Consider the following 18,784-nt stretch of genomic DNA (forward strand, 5'->3'; position numbering starts at 1 on the left):
TTTGTGTCTCAGGTTTGTCATTGAGAAGTGAATTGTTCAAAAGTTTTCATATATTTTTTTGATAGTAGATAGAACAAGTTATTTTGATCTGCTTTTTGAATCTCAGCAGATAAGTCCTTAACTAGGGAAGAGCATTTGGAACGCTTGGAGAGTGCAAGATACGTTTCAGCATAAGAAGGATACGTCAGAACAATATCCAATTTTCCTAGAAGATTTTTTGTGAAAATTTCACTGTTTATAGCATTCTCATATCCCAACACGTAATCCACTTTATTGTTGAATAAGAGCTCTAATGAGTCTGATATGTTGGGTGAACGGACTAGGTCCAGTTTTTTACTGACGAATTGGTCAAACTTTCCACCTCCATATGACTCTCCAACGCCTGCCCCACCTCTGCGTCCTAGTAGGTCGTCATACTTTAAAAGTGGAAAACTTTCTCCTTTTCTGACGACCACGTAAAGATTTTGTCCGGCATAGCTTGGGCGAATATAGTTGAGATAGCGCTCGCGTTCAGCAGAAATAGCAGCTGAAAATATTAAGTCAACGTGACCGAGTCTTGCAGCATCGAGTGCCTCGGTCCAAGTGCTAAACACCTTATTTTCGACTTTTATAATGCCCACAGCTTTGGCGACTGTCTCAACAAATTCGACAGAAGCACCGACCAATTTTTGATCCATCACCCAAGACGAGGGGGGGGAGTTTGGGGGACCCGTGACCACCAACGTCTCGCAAACCTGAGCGAAAGCTAAGCCGCACCATAAACCCGTTCCAAACAAGAAAATAAAAAACCGCGTGTGCATCATGGTTGTTCAAGGTCAAAAATAAAATCAATTAGTGATTGACTCACTGTAGCGTGGCGATTTGTAAAGTGCACCGGGAGACTGAGCAAACCGCATAAATTGAGAGCTTCTATGAGCTTTATGCGTTTGATTGAAATAGGATACACTTTTAGAAAGCGTTGCCTAACGATCGCGCGATTCTTAAAACCCTTTATATAGTGATTATGCTAAAGCTTAAGCTTTTATTAGCATCTTTTTTGATTCCGTTTTCTGTCTCTTCCTGGGGTCAGCAGACACCCGCGGCACCTGCGCAAAAGCAGACAACCGCGGCACCTGTGCAAAATACCGCGGCACCTGTGCAAAATAACTCGCCAACCACGTTGCCCCAGTTTTCGAACATCGCAGGCTTTACCTGCTCCTTTTACAAGAGCTCTTTTGATTTATTTAAATTATCTTTCGTGCTTGCGATTTATTCAACCTATAAAGTCGAACAAAGCTGCGACGCTAATTATTTTTATGACTTAACCCTTGCATCCATGGATGCTCAGTCCAATACCTTTACGAGATCGTTATTGACATTGAAAGGGTCAGCCCATGGTTACACCATGGATGTGAATTTATCCCCTGTGACGAACAAATTCTTTTATGTCGGTAAGCTACGTTTTTCTAAAACGGGCGAGGTACGCTTCAGCATAATGGATGCTATCAAAAATAATGCTTGGAGTAATGCTTGGAAGATCGCTAACGTTGTGAACAGTTCCTATACAAAATTCATTGTACATAGCCAAATGCACTATATCTGGAACATCGGCACCTTGGCGCATGAACTCATCGCACCCAATGGCGACCGATATATTATGTATACGTTCACAAATGAAATCGCCACAGATTTGAGTCGCGACAATCTCATCGGTCTGGGGTCTCGATTGAATCTGCCCGCTGGTTGGAGTTATCAAAATTCATTGCTCAGTAAAACGGTTACGGTCTACCCCACACCCCTTAATAATTTTCAATCGAAGGTTATTTTTGACGAGTTTAATAATTTTTATGTCAAATACAAGCAATAGACACTTCTATTAAGTACTGATACCGTGCAATGGCGCAATTATTTTCACCGCTGGAATCCCCATCATGCGTGCGAAATGATCGGCAAGCTTTGGAAATTTTGTCAAATCGACGCCGTCACCAGCCATCCAGTTTGTCATCGTAAACAAATAAGCATCAGCGACGGTGAATTGATCACCCATGACCCAAGGCCCGCGCAAAATCTCTGTCTCGATGAGCTCGGCGGCCCCCGTCATATTCTCGGCCACTTTGGCTTTCATACTCTTTTGGGCGTCTAGATCATCGGACCAGCGACGACCGCGCGCGCCATGCGCGTGATGCACATGGACCGTCGAGCAAAACCAACTGTTGATGGATTGCATTTGCGCTAAAGCAAAGGCGTCGTCAAGCGGTGCGAGTCTAGCAGCAGGGAAGGTCTGAGCCAAATATAAAAGTAAAGCGGGCGTTTCAGTCAAAATACCTTGATCTGTTACCAATGCGGGTACCCGCCCCTTGGGATTGATCGCCAGATAGCCTGGTGCATTTTGGTCATTTTCACGGAGGTTCAGTTTCTCTGCCTCGTAATCAGCACCGATGTGCTCAAGCACAATATGTGTTGCCAGAGCACAGCTCAGTGGGGCGTAATAAAAGCGCATCGTCATATTTCTACTCCTTTGGTCTTTATGAGTCTAACGTTTGTTCTTTGATCCAGCGTTTGAGTCCAGTGTCTGTTTTAACGCTAGTGAGCTCTTCGTTCAAGCGCCTGAGTTCAAGCAGCATTTCGCGTTTGCGACTGTTAAGGTGATTTTTGAGCGAGGCCTCATGAATGGTCATCGAGGCCGGCAATACAAATTCTGCGGTAGCCTGCAACTCGGTGTCACGAATTTCACGATGTAGGGCCGTCAGGCGTTCACGCATCAGGTCGGTCAGTGCAGCGAGTTTTTTACGGGCCAAGGCCGAAGTCAAGGTAGCCTCGGGGAGTTGAGCCTTGGACTGAAGCTCAAGCAGTGCGAGCAAATCGCGTCGCTCGTAGGCGGTATTAGCCTCGCTCATTAATTGGGTTTTGTAGGCGCGAGCCTGCTCGTTGCTTTCGCGGTCGGGATGCAGTGCGCTTGCCAGTTTGCGGTAAAGGCTGCGAAGAGCGCTTTCGACATCGTCAGCGGCTTGCAGATCTGCAGCCGACATTTTTTTCTTTTTGGCGCGTCGGGCCTCTCTGTTGCGCGCGCGCGCCTCGGCTTCTTTGCGCATAAAGTCGAATTTGGCATGCAGAACATCATCCAGATTTTCAAACACCTGGTCCTCGCCAAACTCCTCACCCATCGCTTCTTTAAGATAGGCTTGCGCCTCGGCGGCTTGCGCGCGCTCGATGTCGGCTAGTTTTTCTTCACTGTGAACATCGTGTAGTGCGCGCATGACGCGATCACCCGCGAGCGCGAACTCCATGGCGATACTGCAAATCAAGCGTCGAATCAGACGCTCATGACGGGCGGTCAGACCTTCGCCTTTGAGGCGCTGGTCGAGCCATAGCACCATGGCGCGCCGCAGGCTGTCTTGTTTTTTTTGCAGAACCGGGACAGTGCTTAAGTAAAGCCGACGATGCTGATCGATCAGTGTTTTGAGCGTCTCGAGTTTGCTGGAGAGCGTTTTGCCCTGCTCGATCAGGAATTCAAATTCTGCTTGTTCCAGTGAATCAGGTGCTTCGTCTTGTTCGACGGCACTCAAGGCATGGATTTCAGTGGTGCTGGAGAGGGTTGTATTGTTCAAAAGGCTGCAATAGGTCTGGTTCTGTGGGGCGGCTTAGAACAGGCAATTTGATGCCGTTTCCGAAATATTGCACAGTTTAGCCGTTCTGGAGACTAAACCGGTGCCCCACAGTCATTCTTCAAGCAGCTTATTCAGCCCGAATATTCGCTCCTTTGATGATTGGAGCGTACTTGCTCATTTCTGAGGCGATAAATTTCACAAATTCTGCGCCTGAGATTGGGCGTGGAGTCAAACCTTGGTCCTCAAGCTGTTTGACTACAGCCGGATCTTTCAGGGCGGCTGTGACATCCGTTGTGATTTTGTTTAGAACAGGCGCAGGGAGGTTTCTGGGTCCAAACACACCGAACCAGTTCGTGAGTTGAATTGCGGGGTAGCCCAGTTCGACAAAGGTCGGTACGTCTGGCAGCAGTTTTTCACGTTGGCTACCTGCGACGGCGATAGGCGTGACCTTGCCGGCGCGTATTTGGCCTAAAAGAGGGGGGGTCGTCGCAAAGAACAGATCAATCTGACCACCAACAAGTGCTGCGACAGCTGGGCCTGTACCTTTGTAGGGAATGTGGGTGAGTGGAATCTTTGTAGCACCACCCAGCAATTCACCGGCCATGTGCTGTTGGCCACCGACACCGGGCGAACCATAAGTCAAGGGTGTCGTACCCTTGCCCTTATCCAGTATCTCTTTGAGGGATTTCACAGGGAGCTTGGCACCGACTGCTAGAACAAGCGGGGCGTCTGCAGCCAGCGAAATTGGAGTGAGATCCTTGATGGGATCGTATCGCATATTTGTAAATACGAGTTGATTGATGGAAACTTCAGGCGTGTAGCCCAGTAACAAAGTGTAGCCATCTGGGTTGGCTCGCACGACGTCGTTTGCTGCGATCATGCCGCTGGCACCGGGCTTGTTTTCAACCACAACGGCTTGACCCCATTTGTCCGACAGATACTTGGATAGGACGCGTGCAATGATGTCGGTCGCCCCGCCTGGACCGTAGCCGACTAGAAGCTTGACGGGTTTATCAGGATAGGCTGCGGCCGCTAGAGGGACAGATAATAGTGTCGTGACAGTTAATAGTGCAGATAAAAGGGAGAGACGTAGTTTCATGCTGTGCTCCTAAGGTGGATTAATTCAAGCTAAATAACACTGCGTTGATTTCAGAAGGGGTTTGGATTGCGCTCAGTGAAGGTGAGGCGTCAGAACCAAGATTGCTTTGCTCTCTGCCGTTCGCGGTGAGATCGATGACCGTTTGAACATGGCTCAACTGCTTTACTTTTGATGCGAGAGTCTTTGCATCTCCAAAATGAATCTGGTGCTCCCGCTCATCCGCAGTAAAGACGAGATGCGAACCGGATTTAGAGCGTGCGGTATCGACGCTGATTTTTTTGGTATTTGAAAAAATAGAATTGATGTGGGCAAAGACATGTGCCGCAGCGTTGGGATTGAATTGTCGGTCGATGAAGGCGCCTCTCGGGTAATAACCTCTGTCGACATCCATGAAGGTGTCGAAAATGTACTGAACCCCGCTTGAGCTTTTGGAGTAGAGCATTGCCATACAGACTTTTTCTATCAGTGCCGCTTCGTCATCGTTTGATTGAGCGATACTCGGTCCACTCAGTTTGAGCGAAGCAACGATCTTGCATTGATATTCCTTTGCAAAGTCATTGAGCAATGGCGCTACGCGCAAGAGGTCTTGATCGGATTCGACGCGTACAGTGATGCCATCGATCGCTTTGGTGGCAAGTGCCTCCTTGATGAGCGTAGTCTGAGCAGTCAGCTCATCAGTCGTAAAACCTGCTTTGACGAAATGGCTGAAATGTTTGCCGTCGTAATGTGAGTCATCGTAGGTATGGATCTTGCACCAGAAAATATTCAAGTTTGTTTTCGCTTTGAATGCTTTTAACTTTTCCAGACTCGATTGGAATCGCGCGGTGCTTAGATTCGTTTCAATACCTGTCACGCCGGCGCGTCCAAGGTTGACCTCCAGTAGGCTGGTCTTGGGTACACCTAAAGAGGTGAGTAAAAAGCGATGTCCCATATTTGCCAGTAGTTGCATACGGCGATTTGTGGCGTCATCGAGCGCGTCCTGATCGGTCACTTTTGAAAGCTTGGCTCCCATTTCCCAGAGCGCGAGCAGGGGATAGTCGTTGCGTGCGGATTTGCGGCCAAACTCTTGCACGCCACCTGTCGCGGGTATCTGTGCGACTTCGGTCCACGTGTGTCGCAATTCGACACCAACTTGATTGAAGTCCGAGCTTTTCGGATTGGTGAGGTATTGGACGGAGCTTTTCTTTTCTTGAGACGAGGCACTGGTGCGCACGCCCATCGTACGGATTGGGTAGGCGATGTGGCCGTCTGCGAAAATATCAACAATGAAATAACCAAACTTGGCGACATCGCCTCGACCGAATTCGACTGTTGGTTTGACACGATAAAACTCTGAATAGTCATGTCGTAAAAAGGCGGTGGAGGGGAGCATATAGAACCCGGACTGATCGAGCTGTTCGTACCAGAAGTTGTGAACGTGACCCGCGAAAGAGGCTTCGACATTGGGGCGTTTCATCAGATTGACGAGCCAGGAGCGTCCGGGCTCATCTAGGTTGTCATAGCTGCCATGCTCGGTTTCGCTGTAAACAAAGGGCGGGTAATGCATGAACAGGAATACTCTTTTGTCTGCCGCAGAATGGATTTGATCCTCAAGCCATGTTTTTTGTTCTTGTTCGGCAGCCAGTCCTGAGTTGATCAAAAGAGAGTTGATCAACACGCAGCGGATATTTTCCATATCGACGCTGTAATAGTCTTTGCCAAATGCTTTTCGGTAGGCCGCGAGATGGGGCTCGCAGATCTGATCGGCGGGCATCCAGTCAATACGTTTGTCGCCGACATCGTGATTGCCGGGCAGGACGTGTAATGGGCAGCGCAACTGACTACTGATCTGCTTGAACTGGTCGACCGCCTGCATAAAGGTCGGGAGGGCGGGCATGGGGTGGACGATATCGCCGAGATGGATCACGAACTTTGGTTGCGGCTCCATCTGCGCGATGTCTTCGAACACAAAACGGGCTCGCTCGTTCGCGAGGTGATTAGTCTCGAAAGGCGAGCTTGAAACGTTGTCGCTTTCGTTGACGTGCGTGTCTGCGACGACGACGAAAGAAAAGAGGGGTTGCGCGGAGCCCGCAGGCCTATTTTTTTTATGCATCTGTTAATTCCGAATAGTTGAATTAATAACCGAATAGTTGTAATTTATTATGTTTACATAAAGTTACAATGTCAATCAGAAAAAATAAATATCAAAGGTAGAGCGATCAATGCGAAGTCCCAAGGATGCTCTTGAGAGCCGAGATCCAGGTTTTCTGGACATGGAAATGCTTCATCAGCAGCCGCAGTTTGCTTCGACCTTGGCCAATGGACTCGCCGTCTTGGGGTGCTTCGGACAAGGCGAACCCCTGCTTGGAAACAAAGAGCTTTCGGAGCGGTTATCGCTCGCTCGTCCAACGGTCACGCGGTTGACCTATACCTTGATGGGACTTGGTTACTTGAGGCGAGACAGAGCTTCGGGCAAGTATGCGCTGGGCGCGGCTGTTCTTTCTTTGGGATACCCGCTTTTGTCGCAGATGGCCATTAGGCAGGTGGCGGGTCCAGAGATGATGGAGTTGGCATGTCTTGCCAATGGTCCAGTCTCGATGGGGATGCGGGATCGTTTGCAGGTTGTTTATGTTGAAACTGTCGTGGGAAGTGAAAGCAATTTCACCAAACCAGGCATAGGTTCCACCAGACCTTTGCTGAGAACTGCGATGGGGCGTGCCTTGCTCTATGGACATACCCAACAGGAACGTGGCTATATCTACAATGGTTTGAAGTCCGTGCATCCAGAGGACTACACGTCCTCTCTTGCTCCGACCGAGCAGGCATACAGGCAGCTTAAATCGTCAGGTTTTTGTACAGTGGTTGGTGAGTGGCAGCCGACGCTGGCCGCTGTTGCTGTGCCGCTATGTGTACGCTATAACGGCGTCCCACTGGCTTTTAATTTGACGGTTGCAACGTATGAAATGGATGAAAAAACGATCGTTGAAAAATTTGCGCCCCGGCTATTAAATTTAGTCCGGGGCGTCGAGCGCACACTTGGCTTGAGTTGAGGGTCTTAACCTGCTGACAGCCCCATATTCCGCTTGCGCCTGAGCAACTGACTGATCAACACCAAAATAAACCCAGTAAAGCCGATTAAATCCGCCCAGTTGTCTGGGTAGGTGAGGGCAACACCTGCAATGACCATGATGGTGCGCTCGAGCACGTGTGTTTTTTCAATGAACCATCCCTGCAATCCGCCAGCAAGACAGACAATGCCGATCGCAGCCGTGAACGTGATCCAGGCGATCTGTAGCCAGTCGGCATTGGCCAAGGCTTTGGTCGAACCCATCAACAACAGGCTCGTACCCTCGTCGCCCAACACAAACATAAACGGAACGAGAATCGCGGGTGCGACGTATTTCCAGGTTTGAAGCGTCGTTTTATACGGATCGCCTTTGCAGATTGCCGCCGCGGCAAACGGTGATAGAGCAGTCGGAGGTGAGACTTCGGAAAGCACGGCGTAATAAAAGATAAACATGTGCGCCGCAAAATCTGGCACGCCTAAATTGATCAAGGCAGGGGCTGCGATCACGGCGCAGATAATGTAGGACGCGGTGACAGGGACGGCTAGGCCCACGACCCACACGACGAGGCCCGTGAAAATCGCAGTCAGCAAAAGAGAGCCGCCTGCGTACTCAATCACGATGGAGCTGAATTTCAAACCTAGGCCCGTCAGTGTCACGGTGCCCACGATCAGTCCGGCACCCGCGCAGGTCACGGCAATCGACAGCACGCCGGTCGAGCCCGAGGCCAGCGCTTTGATCAGGTTCGATTGATAAAAACCTTTGAAAAAAGGCTCGCGTCCTCGAAGCCAATCATAAGAAATAATGGCGGTATCGCGTCTGAGCATGCTGGTCCCAGCAGAAACGATGGTCGCCCAAAATACCGACATGATAGGCGAGAAGCCGATCATCATGAAGACCACGATCGAGATCAGCGAGAAAAAGTGAAACCAGTATTTTTTAGTCAGTGACCAAGCGCTTTCGGCGGCTTCGAACGACATTTTCTTCATGCCGTATTTGCGCACGTCAATTTCTACCATAATGAATAAACCGAGGTAGAACAAGATGGTTGGAATCGTCGCCATCAAGAGAACGTCGAGATAGGAAATTTTCAGGAAGTCCGCGATTAGAAAGGCGGCAGCGCCCAATACTGGAGGCGAAATGATGGCCCCTAAGCCGCCAGCCGCGAGCAACCCACCCGCGGCATTTTTTTCGTAGCCGACTTTTTCCAGCATCGGGGCGGCGACTGAACCAACGGTAACGGTGGTCGCGACCCCCGAGCCTGAGGGTCCACCCAGCAGAAACGAGGATAAGACGATGGTGCGCCCAACGCCTGAAGACTTACCCCCCATCGCAGCAAAGGAGAAGTCGATAAAAAACTTACCGGCACCGGTGAATTGCAAAAAGGCGCCAAAGATCGTAAAGAGGATAATTAGCGTAGCGGACACATCGAGCGCAGTGCCATAGATGCCCTCGAGCGTCATGTACATAAAGCCAACAAAACGACCGATCTCATACCCTTTGTGCGTCCAAGGAGCGGGGAGATAATTGCCGAACAAGGCGTACAGGATAAATAAGACCGTGACGGTCACCAACACCATGCCATTGGTGCGGCGTAACGCCTCGAGAATCATCAAGATCAGGCCAACACCTACAGCGATATCGAGGGGGAAGGGCTCGGTATTGCGATCGGTAAAGTCATCGCCACCACTCAGAATGTAGTAGGCCACAAAAATAGAAAAGCACGCAATGATCAGGTCCCACCACATTAAGCGGTTTTTGAAACGAGCCGTAATGGGAAACATCAGAAAAACGAGGAACAGCACAATCGCGAGGTGAATAGTGCGCAACACCTGCGTTGGAACGATTTCGTATGCAGCATACAAGTGAAAGACCGACATTCCAACCGCGCAAAGCGTCAAAAAAATTGCGAGTAAGCCACGATAATCGTTCGCGTCGCCTTCTTCTTGTCGGATGAGTTCATCTAATTTTTGTTGTGTAGCGCGATCGATGGACGATTCACTCATAGCTGTACCTAATTCAATTTATAGCGATATGGATTAAAAAAATTCAGCAAGTGCGCATAATGACGCACTTGCTGAGGATGCTGCGGCAAGTCAAAGAAGTCGTGCGTTTACTGAACGCTCTGGCCTTTTTCTTTGAAGTATTTCAAAGCACCGGGGTGGAAAGGCAGGGGTGTCGCTGCGGCCTTTTGATTTTCCAGTTTTACGCTGTCGTATTCGCGGTGAGTGCGAACGAGTTCTTCTTTGTTATCAAAGACAGCCTTGGTGATTTTGTATGCTTCGTCGTCGGACAGTTTGCCATTGACAACCAAGATGTTAGAGACCGAAGCGTTTTTGTTGTCACCGGCCATACCGGAGTAGGTCGCCTTGGGGATGGTGTCCTTGAAATACAGATTGCCGTATTTCTTGTTCATTGCATCGACTGCGTCGGCATGGTCGATCATGACAATCTTGGTGCCGGGGGTATTGGCCAGATCAGTGACTGCAGCGGTTGGCAAGCCACCGACCCAAAAGAAAGCGTCGATTTTGCGGTCTTTAACAGCGTTGACGGACTCGGCCACACCGAGGCGCTCACGACGCATATCTTTGTCTTTATCCAGACCTGCGGCTTCGATCAGGCGGAAAGCCATGACTTCCGTGGCGCTACCTGGACTACCTGTGCTGACGCGTTTGCCTTTCAGGTCTTTCATTGTTTTGATACCGCTGGCTTCGGTCGTCACGACGTGCATGCGGTTAGGGTATAGAACGAGCAATGTTTTGACATCGACTTTGCGACCAGAAAACTTGTCCTTACCGTCTAAGGCATCTTTGGCCGCATCCGCCATCGTAAAGGCCATATAGGGTTTACCCGAGCCAATCAGTTTGAGGTTGTCGACGGAACCGCCGGTGACTTCAGCAGTGGCGGACATTCCGGGTACTTTTTTGGTGAGCACGGCAGCCAAACCGCCACCCATGGGGTAGTAAACACCACCGGTACCACCTGTGGCGATCGAATAATTTTCCGCATTGGCAGCGCTTGCGCAGACAACCGCAAAGCTTATTGCTAGGGTTTTTAACAGTTTCATTGTTCTCTCCGAGATATTTTTCTTTGGCGTTGTCAGCAAGGACTATGGTTAACATAACTCATAATGGGCATGACCTCAATGGCGGTTTGCGAGCACATTAAAGCGTTGGGAGCGGACTCGCCTCTTCTGGTATTGGGGTGCGATTGACATTGAGCACCATCGATACCATAACGTAATAACCACTGACGACCATCAAATCGACCGCCCCTTGCTCGCCGAACAGGTCGACGACAGCCTTGTAGTGAGGGTCGCTGACTTGATGTGTTTCTTGAAGTTCATGACAAAAGTTATAGACAGCCTCTTCGTCAGCTTGCATGTTCTTCGGACGCTTACCTTGAGCGAGATCGGCGGCCAGAGCTGGATTGAGTCCTTCTTTGAGTGCGAGACGCAGATGCGCATACCACTCGTATTGCGCCGTCCAGGTTCGCGCGGTAATTAAAATCGCCCATTCATTCAAATGTTTTGGAATGCTGCTGTCAAAACGTAAGTATTCTCCAACCATCCGTAAACGTTCGGCTAGTACAGGGCTTCGCAGCAGCACATTAAAAGGTGCACCCAGGCTCGTCGCGCCTTGCACGACGCCCTTGCTGCCGGTGCCCGAAACCCGGCCTGACATCAAGCCATCGAAGTATTTTTTTTGGTCAGCCGACATTTCGTCCACATGAAGGCGTTTAAAGCGTTGTTGATCATTGCTATTATTTTGGCTCATAAGAGGAGTCTCCTTGTTAAATATATGACTTTAAAGTAGTTTAAAGCCATTATCTGCTTGGGGTTAATGCCCTCTACTAAAATGAAAAGACTTCAAATCAATGAGGTTTGTCTGATTAATGCCCCAAGGGGTAGGTGCCATATGAAGAATTCTTTGCTTTTAAAGCGCTTAGCGCATGTCGTTTGCTTGAGTGCAGGTCTGTTGACCAGTACGGCCCACGCACAGTGGCTCAATTTGCATGAAGATGCCACTCTGGTCACCTACACAGAACGTGGCGAGATCGTGAGGACCGATATTTTTGTGAATGTCGCCGAAATGTTGGACTACAAACAAAAGATGCGTGACCAAAAAGGCTTGGTTTTTCATTCAGTCGTGATTCGAGCCCAATACAACTGTCGTGACAATCGCGTGCGCACTTACACCATCGATTTTCATGAGGCGCGTATGGCGGGCGGTCAGGTCGTTAAAACTGAAAAAGTCTACAGTCCATGGCAGCCGATCAACCCTCGGAGTGTCGAACAAAATTTAAAAAACTACGCCTGTGACCCAAAGTAGTTTTATAAGCTTCGCATGCTCAGGATGAAGCGCTGAGAGCTTCTGCGAGAGGTTTTTGCTGTGATGAGTGTCTTGGCAATTAGAATCCCTAGCTTGTATACGTCACTGTCCGGTTCACAATGGCTCAAGCTAACGTTGGCGTTCGTATTGCCTTGGTAGAGGATGACCCCTTGCTGCGCAAGGAAATTTTTTTTCATCTTAAAGAATGCGGATATCAGGTGTTTGGCGTGGCGAACGGCAAATCACTCGATGAGCTTCTGATTACCGAACCGATTGATATTTTTATATTAGATCTCACGCTGTCAGGCGAAGACGGCCTGAGCATTGCGAGTCGTATTCGCAAGAGTACCCCCAATGTTGGGATCATTATGATGACAGCGCGTGGTTCATCTGCAGATCGCATCAAAGGTTATGAGTCAGGTGCGGATATTTATTTCTACAAACCGATCTCGCCAGAGGAGCTTGTGGCAGGACTGCGTAGTCTGACACGACGGCTGAGCAATAATTTGACCAATAACCGCTGGAAGCTTTGCCTAAAAGACCGCTCAATCTTGGGGCCCTCTCAGTGGCAGCGTGCCAAGCTGACGAATAGTGAAAAAGTGTTTATGTTGGGGTTGATTCAGGCTCACAATCACACACTCGATACTGATGTGATTGTTGAAATATTGAGCCAGCGTTCAAGCAAAGAGGAAATGGGCAAGCATGCCCTAGAAAGCTTGGTCAGTCGCTTGAGGCGTAAATTGGCCTCGATCTCTGAACCTGAGGCAGATGTAGCCATTAAATCTGTCTGGGGTATTGGTTATCAACTCTGCATTCCCGTGGATATTGAAACTTAGTTATTTGGAATGAGCATGTCAAATTTAGTGACACTTAAGTCGGATGTGGTGATCGAGCCTTTGATTGAGCGCTGGTATGCGTGGTCACACCTGGTTTCGCCCGCGACTGCAGCGCTGAATGTGCCGTTTCGCCATCTCACTTTGCTTGAATCGTTTGTGAGTGCGCCTGATATACACGCGGCCGCCTGTAAAAATCCGAGTCTGCGAGGAGGACCTTTCGTTGACCTGCCCGTCGATGCCGTCGATCAGGTGCGTGAGTTGATCGCACAAACAAAGAAACACCAAGAGCATCAGATTGCCTTCGGTGAGGCGTTAAAAGAAGCCTATCGAATGGTCTTAAAACAGGCCGATGGTTTCAGTATTGAAAAACTTTATCAGACCTTGCCTGCGCCTGTTCGTGGCTATGTTGAATTGTTTTACACAGTGGGGGGGCATCCTGATTTACGCGTGATTGAGCCAATGCTTTATCGAAGTCCGGCATTCAATCCTGCTTCACAGTCAGCGTTGATATATCAAGCGAAGGGTGATGATCGTTCTTTTGCATTCAGTACGCCTCGTTTGCCGCGGCAGGATGCCGTGGAGCTCGAGCGTCCCTTTACGGACGAGATTTATGATTATTTGGCGTCTTTACGGTTGACCCCCCAACCACTTGACGCGGTGCTAGAGCGTCTGTCGCAAGCGGGTGTGACGAATGAAAAGTTTCGGGATTTCTTAACCGACACTCCACTCCAAAACATAGATCGCACGCACAAAGGCGGAACACGTTGGCGTTATTTTGGTCACGCTTGTATCTTGGTCCAAGCCAATGATGGGACGAACGTCTTGGTTGACCCGATCGTTGCTTACGAAACGAGTGGGGGCGTTAAGCGTTTTGTTTTAGCAGATTTGCCCGAATGTATCGATTATGTTGTGTTGACTCACAACCATGCTGATCATGTCTTGCTGGAAACCTTGTTGGCGTTACGTTACAAGATTAAAACGATCGTCGTACCCACTGCCGGTGGTGGGCTGGCCGATCCCTCGCTCAAGCTCATGCTGCAGTCGATTGGTTTTAAAAAGGTTGTTGAAATCGATCCACTTGGTGACGTAGAGAGTGGTGATATACGGATTACGGCGCTGCCGTTTTTGGGAGAGCATGGCGATCTGGATATTCGTTCAAAGGCAGCATGGCTCGTCAAGGCCGGTTCACAAAGTTTTCTTTTTGCCGCGGATAGCAATAATCTTGAACCTTTTATTTACGAACACCTGAGAGAGATGTTTGGTCCGATTGAGACCTTATTTATAGGCCAGGAGTGCCAAGGTGCACCGTTTAGTTGGACCTATGGACCGCTGTTGCCTTTTCCTGTTGATCGTAAAAAAGATCAAACGCGACGTTTGAACGGCTCGGATGCGGTGCGCGGGCTCGAGGTCGTCAAGAGCTTGGGTAGTCAAAAAGTGTATGTCTATGCGATGGGCGCTGAGCCCTGGTTGCAATACGTGACAAGCATTGATCCTTCAGAAGACACGGTGCCAGCTGTCAATGCCCGCCAGCTTGTTGCGGCTTGCCAAGCGTTGGGGTTGCACTCTGAAAGACTCTTCGGGAGCGCGGATGTGACGTTACCGGCTTGAGTTAGAGAAACTAAAGGAATTTTGTATTTTATTTTTAAGTTGGTACAGGTGCGCAAGGCCATAGAGAAAACCAGCCTGGGGTGCTTTGTGATAGCGCCAGATTGGATCCACTTTCCAAAAGCGATTGACCGAACATATGTAGTCATGACCGAGCGCTTCGATTTCATGCCACCAGCCCACCGGCATATAAAGCGTTTCACCTTCGGTTAATTCAATGGTTCTTCGTTCAGCGAGTGCCGTGCGTAAAAGAGGGTGTTTTTGGAAATCGGGATTGTCGATGTAAACCTGACTGAAGTTGGGTCTAAGTCCGACATGCGACATTTCGAAGGGATATAGGCCTTCTTGAACGCTCGGTGGAAATAAAGAAACTCGTTTTGTTCCTCGGAATTGAGAAAGCGTGCCGTCTTGGCCGTCATAGTGCAATGGCTCGACATGACCACCTGGGCCTACCCAGACATTGACATCGTTTGGCATTTGACGACGGAGTCCTGTTTTCTCTGCAATCAAGTCAATCCCGGGTCCGATAACCTGACGAAAAGGCGTGGCGCCCATATCAACCATCGCGAGATAGATGCTGTCTCGCTTGGCTTCTCCGTTACGCAGAAGGCGGCAATACTCATTGACACTCATCTTGCGCATTTCGCAGTAATTTTTCCACTCAACTTTAGGTGTTGAAAAACGTTCGGGGCCATAGACGCGAACGGACACTTCCATATCACCAACAAAAGAAGTGATTTTTTCAACATCAACAGGGATATTGTCATTGAACGCATCCGTCAAAATGACAGGTTTGTTTTGACTTTGAAATTCATGATGAAAAAGGCGAGGAGAGACGCTATTGATCGAGACGCGTTCAATAGAATCGGTGTTTGAAGAAGGAATCTGTTGAGGATGGTTCATCGATTTCAATTAGATGCGATCAGTTGCGCGGACTCTCGAGCTCTTAGTGGCTGATAGTCGGATCCGTTCAGAAACTCTGGACGAAGTTTTTTGGGGGGATTCAGCGCAATGTTGCTCACGGCGTTGTAGGTGAGTATTGCGATACGACGATTGTGGGGCGAAATATTGGGCGGTGATGCATGCACCAAGTTGCCATGGAACCAGACTGCTGTCCCTTTTTTTCCTGTCGCGGAAAACAAACCCCCAGATGCCACCAGCCTAGTCACTAAAGGACCATCGATTTGATAGGTAAGCGCAGCGCTGACGTTTCCTTCCCAACCTTCGGGGGCATCCTCAGCCTTGGGTGTATCAACGCAGCCAATTTCATGGGAGCCAGGTATGAAGAAGAGCGGGCCATTAAACTGATCAATATCGTCTAAAAAAATCATTACGCTAGCGATATTGGAAGTGGGAATATTGTCTTCGTTACGCCAATAGATATAGTCTTGATGCCAGGGCCACATTTCACCCGAGAAGGCTTGTTTAACATTCACTTTCAGTTGATGAATGTACACATGATCATCGAGGAGTTGTTGTGCGGGTCCTAAAAACTGCGGTGCACGAATCAGTTCTTTGTAGGCATCATCGTAGAGGTGGCATCCATGAAAGGCACGATAGGTTTTGCCATCTTTTTCTAAAACGTGACCAGGGTAAGTTTGAGCCTGAAAAGACATGGTCCGCGCCAACAGCAGATCAGTGGCCTCTTCACTGAGCGCCTGATCTTGAACTAAATACCCATCGCGCTTGTAAGCGGTAATTTCATGCGCTGTGAGTTTCATGATCGAGTGATCCATCGTTTACAAGCGTTAAAGTCGGCACTGGCTATTGGTGTCGTTAAAGTATTTTTAATCATGAGTCTGCTTTGGAGCCATTGCGCGCTGAAGACTGAGGGGACGCATGTCTGTCCATTCGCGATCGACATACGCCGAGGCTTCCGTTTTTGAGCCGCTAAAGCCCGTCTCTACCCAACCGTCTGGCGTTGTTTTTTGCTCAGGCCAAAGTGAATACTGACCCTCGGAGTTTTTGATCACTTTAAACAGATCTCCGTCAATGGTGTAAGCATTAATGGGGGTAGTTTCCTGGGTCGACATATCGATTATTCCAATGGGTCATAAATGGGCGATCAGCGCGTGAGCTAAGTTTTCGCATCAGGGGGCTATTATTGACCAAGTTACTGATTTAAAAACAAATGAAGCTCTTGAATCCTCGCACGCTGAGCACCTGCACCCCGTCATGTTGATGGTCAGATTGCGAGGAAATGAGAGGGATTGTGAGGGTTATCGAAGATGCGAGGTGACAATACGGGTAAGTCTGTTTTCAGGATCAATAATGACCATTACGATTGACGTCCAGGCCATCGAGGTTTTTCCAAGTCAGTTGCAACTCATGCGGCTACAAGAAGCGAATCGCTTGGTAGAGATTGCATCGCGCTGGAGCTTGGCTGTCGGATTGATTCCCATCCCTTTTTTAGATGCGGCCGTCCTAGCCGCAGTTCAAACCAAATTACTCATGAATTTGTCTGCCCTTTATGGCGAAAAAGTTGAAAAACAGCGCGCCTCTTCGGTAGTTTCGGTGTTGCTGGGTTCTTTAGTGCCCTTGGGTCTGACTAAAACAGCTATTGGCGCGACTGCCAAGATTTTTCCGGGGGCGGGTACAGTGATTGGTTCTATTGCGATGTCGACAATGGGGGCAACTGCCACTAAAGTGATCGGTCAGGTTTTTGTGAGGCATTTCGAACAGGGTGGAACGTTCTTGAAATTCCGCGAAGCAAATTTGATGGATGAGTTTAGAAGAGAATTTAAAAGAGCTGAGTTTAGACGTTAATCATGCAAATAATCGCGATTTCTAATTTGAAAGGTGGTTGTGCCAAAACCACCACCTCGGTTAATTTGGCCGCTGGTCTGGCTCTTGAGGGTAGACGCGTTTTACTCATTGATCTTGACCCACAAGGCAACTCAACCGAATGGTTAGGTATTGGAACGCCGAGCGAAGGTAGTTTTGAATTACTGACGACTGACTGCACGCTCGATACCTTGATCCACGACTCAAGCGTTCAGGGCGTTTCCCTGATAGCGGGGTCTGGGGCCTTGTCGAAACTCGAGCGGGTGCTTGCTAAAGCCGATGAGCCAGAAACGCATTTAAAGAAACGCTTGGCAATGCTGCAAAAGCAGCAGTGGGATATTGTCATTTTGGACACGCCTCCAACGTTAGGACTCTTGACCCTGAATGCCCTGACGGTTGCGCATCAGTTGTTAGTTCCTGTCACGACTCAGGTTTTGTCTCTATCTGGTGTCGCGCAATTGATGCAAACCGTCGATGATGTGCGTGAAAACTTGAATCCTAAGCTCAAATTACTTGGCTTGGTGGCTTGTCGTGTCAATTTGAGAACGTTACATTCTCAAGACGTTGTCCAAGCGTTAACGGAGAGTTTTGGTAAAAAGCTTTTAAAAACACACATTAGAGAAAATATTCGTCTCGCTGAGGCGCCTTCCTTCAATAAAAGCATTTTTCAATACAGTCCCAAATCCGGTGCGTCAGAGGATTACCGCTCATTGGCGCGAGAAGTCCTTTCACTTATAAAGTAAAAAGGTTATGTATGGCTACCAAGCGCACGACAACCATTGGTTCAAATCCCTTGAAATCATCGAAAGCAGCGAAAGCAGAGAAGGTCAAAAACGTTGAGAAAACTGCTGCGCTACCAGCCTTAGAGGCAAAGAGTTTGCCGACGCAGTCGCCTGAAGTAAAAAAGCGTGTGCGACGGACAAATAAAGAAACTGAGGCTTTATTTGCCGATCAGTTGAAAACTGATGCACCCAGCGTGGCGGCAAAGGTCGAGCCAACACGGGAGGCTGACGTCTTAACTAGCGAGCGACACCGTGAAGCCATGGCGATTGTTAAAACCTGGTCGCAATGGGCAGTGGTTGCAGGGCTGACGCCTGTTCCTATTTTGGATGCCCTGGCAATGTCAGGTGCACAGATCAAACTCATCCAATTACTTTGCAAGCATTACGAAGTGCCGTTCGAACAAAAAGTCGCGATTGCGGTTGCGGCTGGCTTGATCGGCGGTACGGCTACCTCTGCGATCGCGACAGGCTTGACGCGCGTATTGATGAAAAATATTCCCATCGCAGGACAAATATTTAACTTAACCGTTGAGCCAGCGCTTTCTTATGGCTCAACCTATGCAATCGGAGCGTCCTTTGTGAGGCATTTCGAGTCCAAAGGCAATCTGTCAAACTTTAAAAATGAGCAGATGCAAGACTATGCGACGGAACAATATAAAAAAGGAAAAAAAATGTTCTTTAGCAAGAAAAGTGCTGTACCCGCATAATATAGCTTC

At 48.9% G+C, this 18,784-nt stretch carries 19 protein-coding genes; 8 read left to right on the forward strand and 11 right to left on the reverse strand.

What is annotated here, in order from left to right:
• Positions 1-17 precede the first annotated feature (17 nt).
• Positions 18-803, reverse strand: a complete 786-nt coding sequence (locus tag AC8GE9_RS03975) for a substrate-binding periplasmic protein (protein ID WP_506675816.1) — start codon at positions 801-803, stop codon at positions 18-20.
• A 311-nt stretch (positions 804-1,114) separates the two neighbouring features.
• On the opposite strand from AC8GE9_RS03975, the gene AC8GE9_RS03980 reads away from it, so the two are divergent.
• Positions 1,115-1,846: a hypothetical protein gene (locus AC8GE9_RS03980; RefSeq protein ID WP_506675817.1), complete on the forward strand. Its 732-nt coding sequence runs from the start codon at positions 1,115-1,117 to the stop codon at positions 1,844-1,846.
• A gap of 9 nt (positions 1,847-1,855) precedes the next feature.
• On the opposite strand, the gene AC8GE9_RS03985 is transcribed toward AC8GE9_RS03980, so the two are convergent.
• From AC8GE9_RS03985 to AC8GE9_RS04000, 4 genes are all read right to left on the reverse strand, one after another.
• A complete protein-coding gene (locus AC8GE9_RS03985; RefSeq protein ID WP_506675818.1) occupies positions 1,856-2,485 on the reverse strand; it encodes a glutathione S-transferase family protein in 630 nt (209 codons plus the stop codon).
• Positions 2,486-2,504: 19 nt separating this feature from the next.
• A complete protein-coding gene (locus tag AC8GE9_RS03990; protein ID WP_506675819.1) occupies positions 2,505-3,587 on the reverse strand; it encodes a hypothetical protein in 1,083 nt (360 codons plus the stop codon).
• Between the two features lie 127 nt (positions 3,588-3,714).
• Positions 3,715-4,686 (reverse strand): Bug family tripartite tricarboxylate transporter substrate binding protein, encoded by a 972-nt coding sequence (locus AC8GE9_RS03995; protein ID WP_506675820.1) that lies wholly within the window; start codon positions 4,684-4,686, stop codon positions 3,715-3,717.
• A gap of 19 nt (positions 4,687-4,705) precedes the next feature.
• Positions 4,706-6,778 carry a metallophosphoesterase gene (locus tag AC8GE9_RS04000; protein ID WP_506675821.1) on the reverse strand — a complete coding sequence of 691 codons (2,073 nt, stop codon included), beginning with the start codon at positions 6,776-6,778 and terminating at the stop codon, positions 4,706-4,708.
• Positions 6,779-6,887: 109 nt separating this feature from the next.
• Between AC8GE9_RS04000 and AC8GE9_RS04005 the strand changes: the two genes are divergently transcribed.
• Positions 6,888-7,715 carry an IclR family transcriptional regulator gene (locus tag AC8GE9_RS04005; protein ID WP_506675822.1) on the forward strand — a complete coding sequence of 276 codons (828 nt, stop codon included), beginning with the start codon at positions 6,888-6,890 and terminating at the stop codon, positions 7,713-7,715.
• A gap of 5 nt (positions 7,716-7,720) precedes the next feature.
• Here the strand turns inward: AC8GE9_RS04005 and AC8GE9_RS04010 are convergent, their stop codons facing one another.
• From AC8GE9_RS04010 to AC8GE9_RS04020, 3 genes are all read right to left on the reverse strand, one after another.
• Positions 7,721-9,736: a TRAP transporter permease gene (locus AC8GE9_RS04010; protein WP_506675823.1), complete on the reverse strand. Its 2,016-nt coding sequence runs from the start codon at positions 9,734-9,736 to the stop codon at positions 7,721-7,723.
• A gap of 107 nt (positions 9,737-9,843) precedes the next feature.
• The gene (locus tag AC8GE9_RS04015) at positions 9,844-10,797 is read right to left on the reverse strand and encodes a TAXI family TRAP transporter solute-binding subunit (protein ID WP_506675824.1); all 954 of its coding nucleotides are present in this window, start codon (positions 10,795-10,797) and stop codon (positions 9,844-9,846) included.
• A gap of 97 nt (positions 10,798-10,894) precedes the next feature.
• The gene (locus AC8GE9_RS04020) at positions 10,895-11,506 is read right to left on the reverse strand and encodes a carboxymuconolactone decarboxylase family protein (protein ID WP_506675825.1); all 612 of its coding nucleotides are present in this window, start codon (positions 11,504-11,506) and stop codon (positions 10,895-10,897) included.
• A 141-nt stretch (positions 11,507-11,647) separates the two neighbouring features.
• Here AC8GE9_RS04020 and AC8GE9_RS04025 point away from each other — a divergent pair, with 141 nt between their 5' ends.
• The 3 genes from AC8GE9_RS04025 (at position 11,648) to AC8GE9_RS04035 (ending at position 14,505) form a co-directional block, all read left to right on the forward strand.
• Positions 11,648-12,061: a surface-adhesin E family protein gene (locus AC8GE9_RS04025; protein WP_506675826.1), complete on the forward strand. Its 414-nt coding sequence runs from the start codon at positions 11,648-11,650 to the stop codon at positions 12,059-12,061.
• 119 nt (positions 12,062-12,180) lie between these two features.
• Positions 12,181-12,897 carry a response regulator transcription factor gene (locus tag AC8GE9_RS04030; RefSeq protein WP_506675827.1) on the forward strand — a complete coding sequence of 239 codons (717 nt, stop codon included), beginning with the start codon at positions 12,181-12,183 and terminating at the stop codon, positions 12,895-12,897.
• A gap of 15 nt (positions 12,898-12,912) precedes the next feature.
• On the forward strand, positions 12,913-14,505 hold the full coding sequence (locus AC8GE9_RS04035; RefSeq protein WP_506675828.1) for an MBL fold metallo-hydrolase: 1,593 nt from the start codon (positions 12,913-12,915) through the stop codon (positions 14,503-14,505).
• On the opposite strand, the gene AC8GE9_RS04040 is transcribed toward AC8GE9_RS04035, so the two are convergent.
• The 3 genes from AC8GE9_RS04040 to AC8GE9_RS04050 all read right to left on the reverse strand — a co-directional run bounded on the left by AC8GE9_RS04040 (position 14,494) and on the right by AC8GE9_RS04050 (position 16,535).
• Positions 14,494-15,405, reverse strand: a complete 912-nt coding sequence (locus AC8GE9_RS04040) for a cupin-like domain-containing protein (protein WP_506675829.1) — start codon at positions 15,403-15,405, stop codon at positions 14,494-14,496. The two genes, AC8GE9_RS04035 and AC8GE9_RS04040, sit on opposite strands and share 12 nt — an antisense overlap.
• Positions 15,406-15,410: 5 nt before the next feature.
• Positions 15,411-16,223 carry a phytanoyl-CoA dioxygenase family protein gene (locus AC8GE9_RS04045; protein ID WP_506675830.1) on the reverse strand — a complete coding sequence of 271 codons (813 nt, stop codon included), beginning with the start codon at positions 16,221-16,223 and terminating at the stop codon, positions 15,411-15,413.
• Positions 16,224-16,289: 66 nt separating this feature from the next.
• Positions 16,290-16,535: an MbtH family protein gene (locus tag AC8GE9_RS04050; protein ID WP_506675831.1), complete on the reverse strand. Its 246-nt coding sequence runs from the start codon at positions 16,533-16,535 to the stop codon at positions 16,290-16,292.
• Between the two features lie 238 nt (positions 16,536-16,773).
• Between AC8GE9_RS04050 and AC8GE9_RS04055 the strand changes: the two genes are divergently transcribed.
• From AC8GE9_RS04055 to AC8GE9_RS04065, 3 genes are read left to right on the forward strand one after another with little or no spacing between them, the layout of a single operon-like run.
• Positions 16,774-17,268 (forward strand): YcjF family protein, encoded by a 495-nt coding sequence (locus AC8GE9_RS04055; RefSeq protein WP_506675832.1) that lies wholly within the window; start codon positions 16,774-16,776, stop codon positions 17,266-17,268.
• A 2-nt stretch (positions 17,269-17,270) separates the two neighbouring features.
• On the forward strand, positions 17,271-18,029 hold the full coding sequence (locus tag AC8GE9_RS04060; protein ID WP_506675833.1) for a ParA family protein: 759 nt from the start codon (positions 17,271-17,273) through the stop codon (positions 18,027-18,029).
• 11 nt (positions 18,030-18,040) lie between these two features.
• Complete coding sequence (locus AC8GE9_RS04065) at positions 18,041-18,775, forward strand: YcjF family protein (protein WP_506675834.1); 735 nt, start codon at positions 18,041-18,043, stop codon at positions 18,773-18,775.
• The last annotated feature ends 9 nt before the right edge of the window (positions 18,776-18,784 follow it).

It is taken from the genome of Zwartia lucis (assembly GCF_965234455.1).
GTDB lineage: Bacteria > Pseudomonadota > Gammaproteobacteria > Burkholderiales > Burkholderiaceae_B > Zwartia > Zwartia lucis.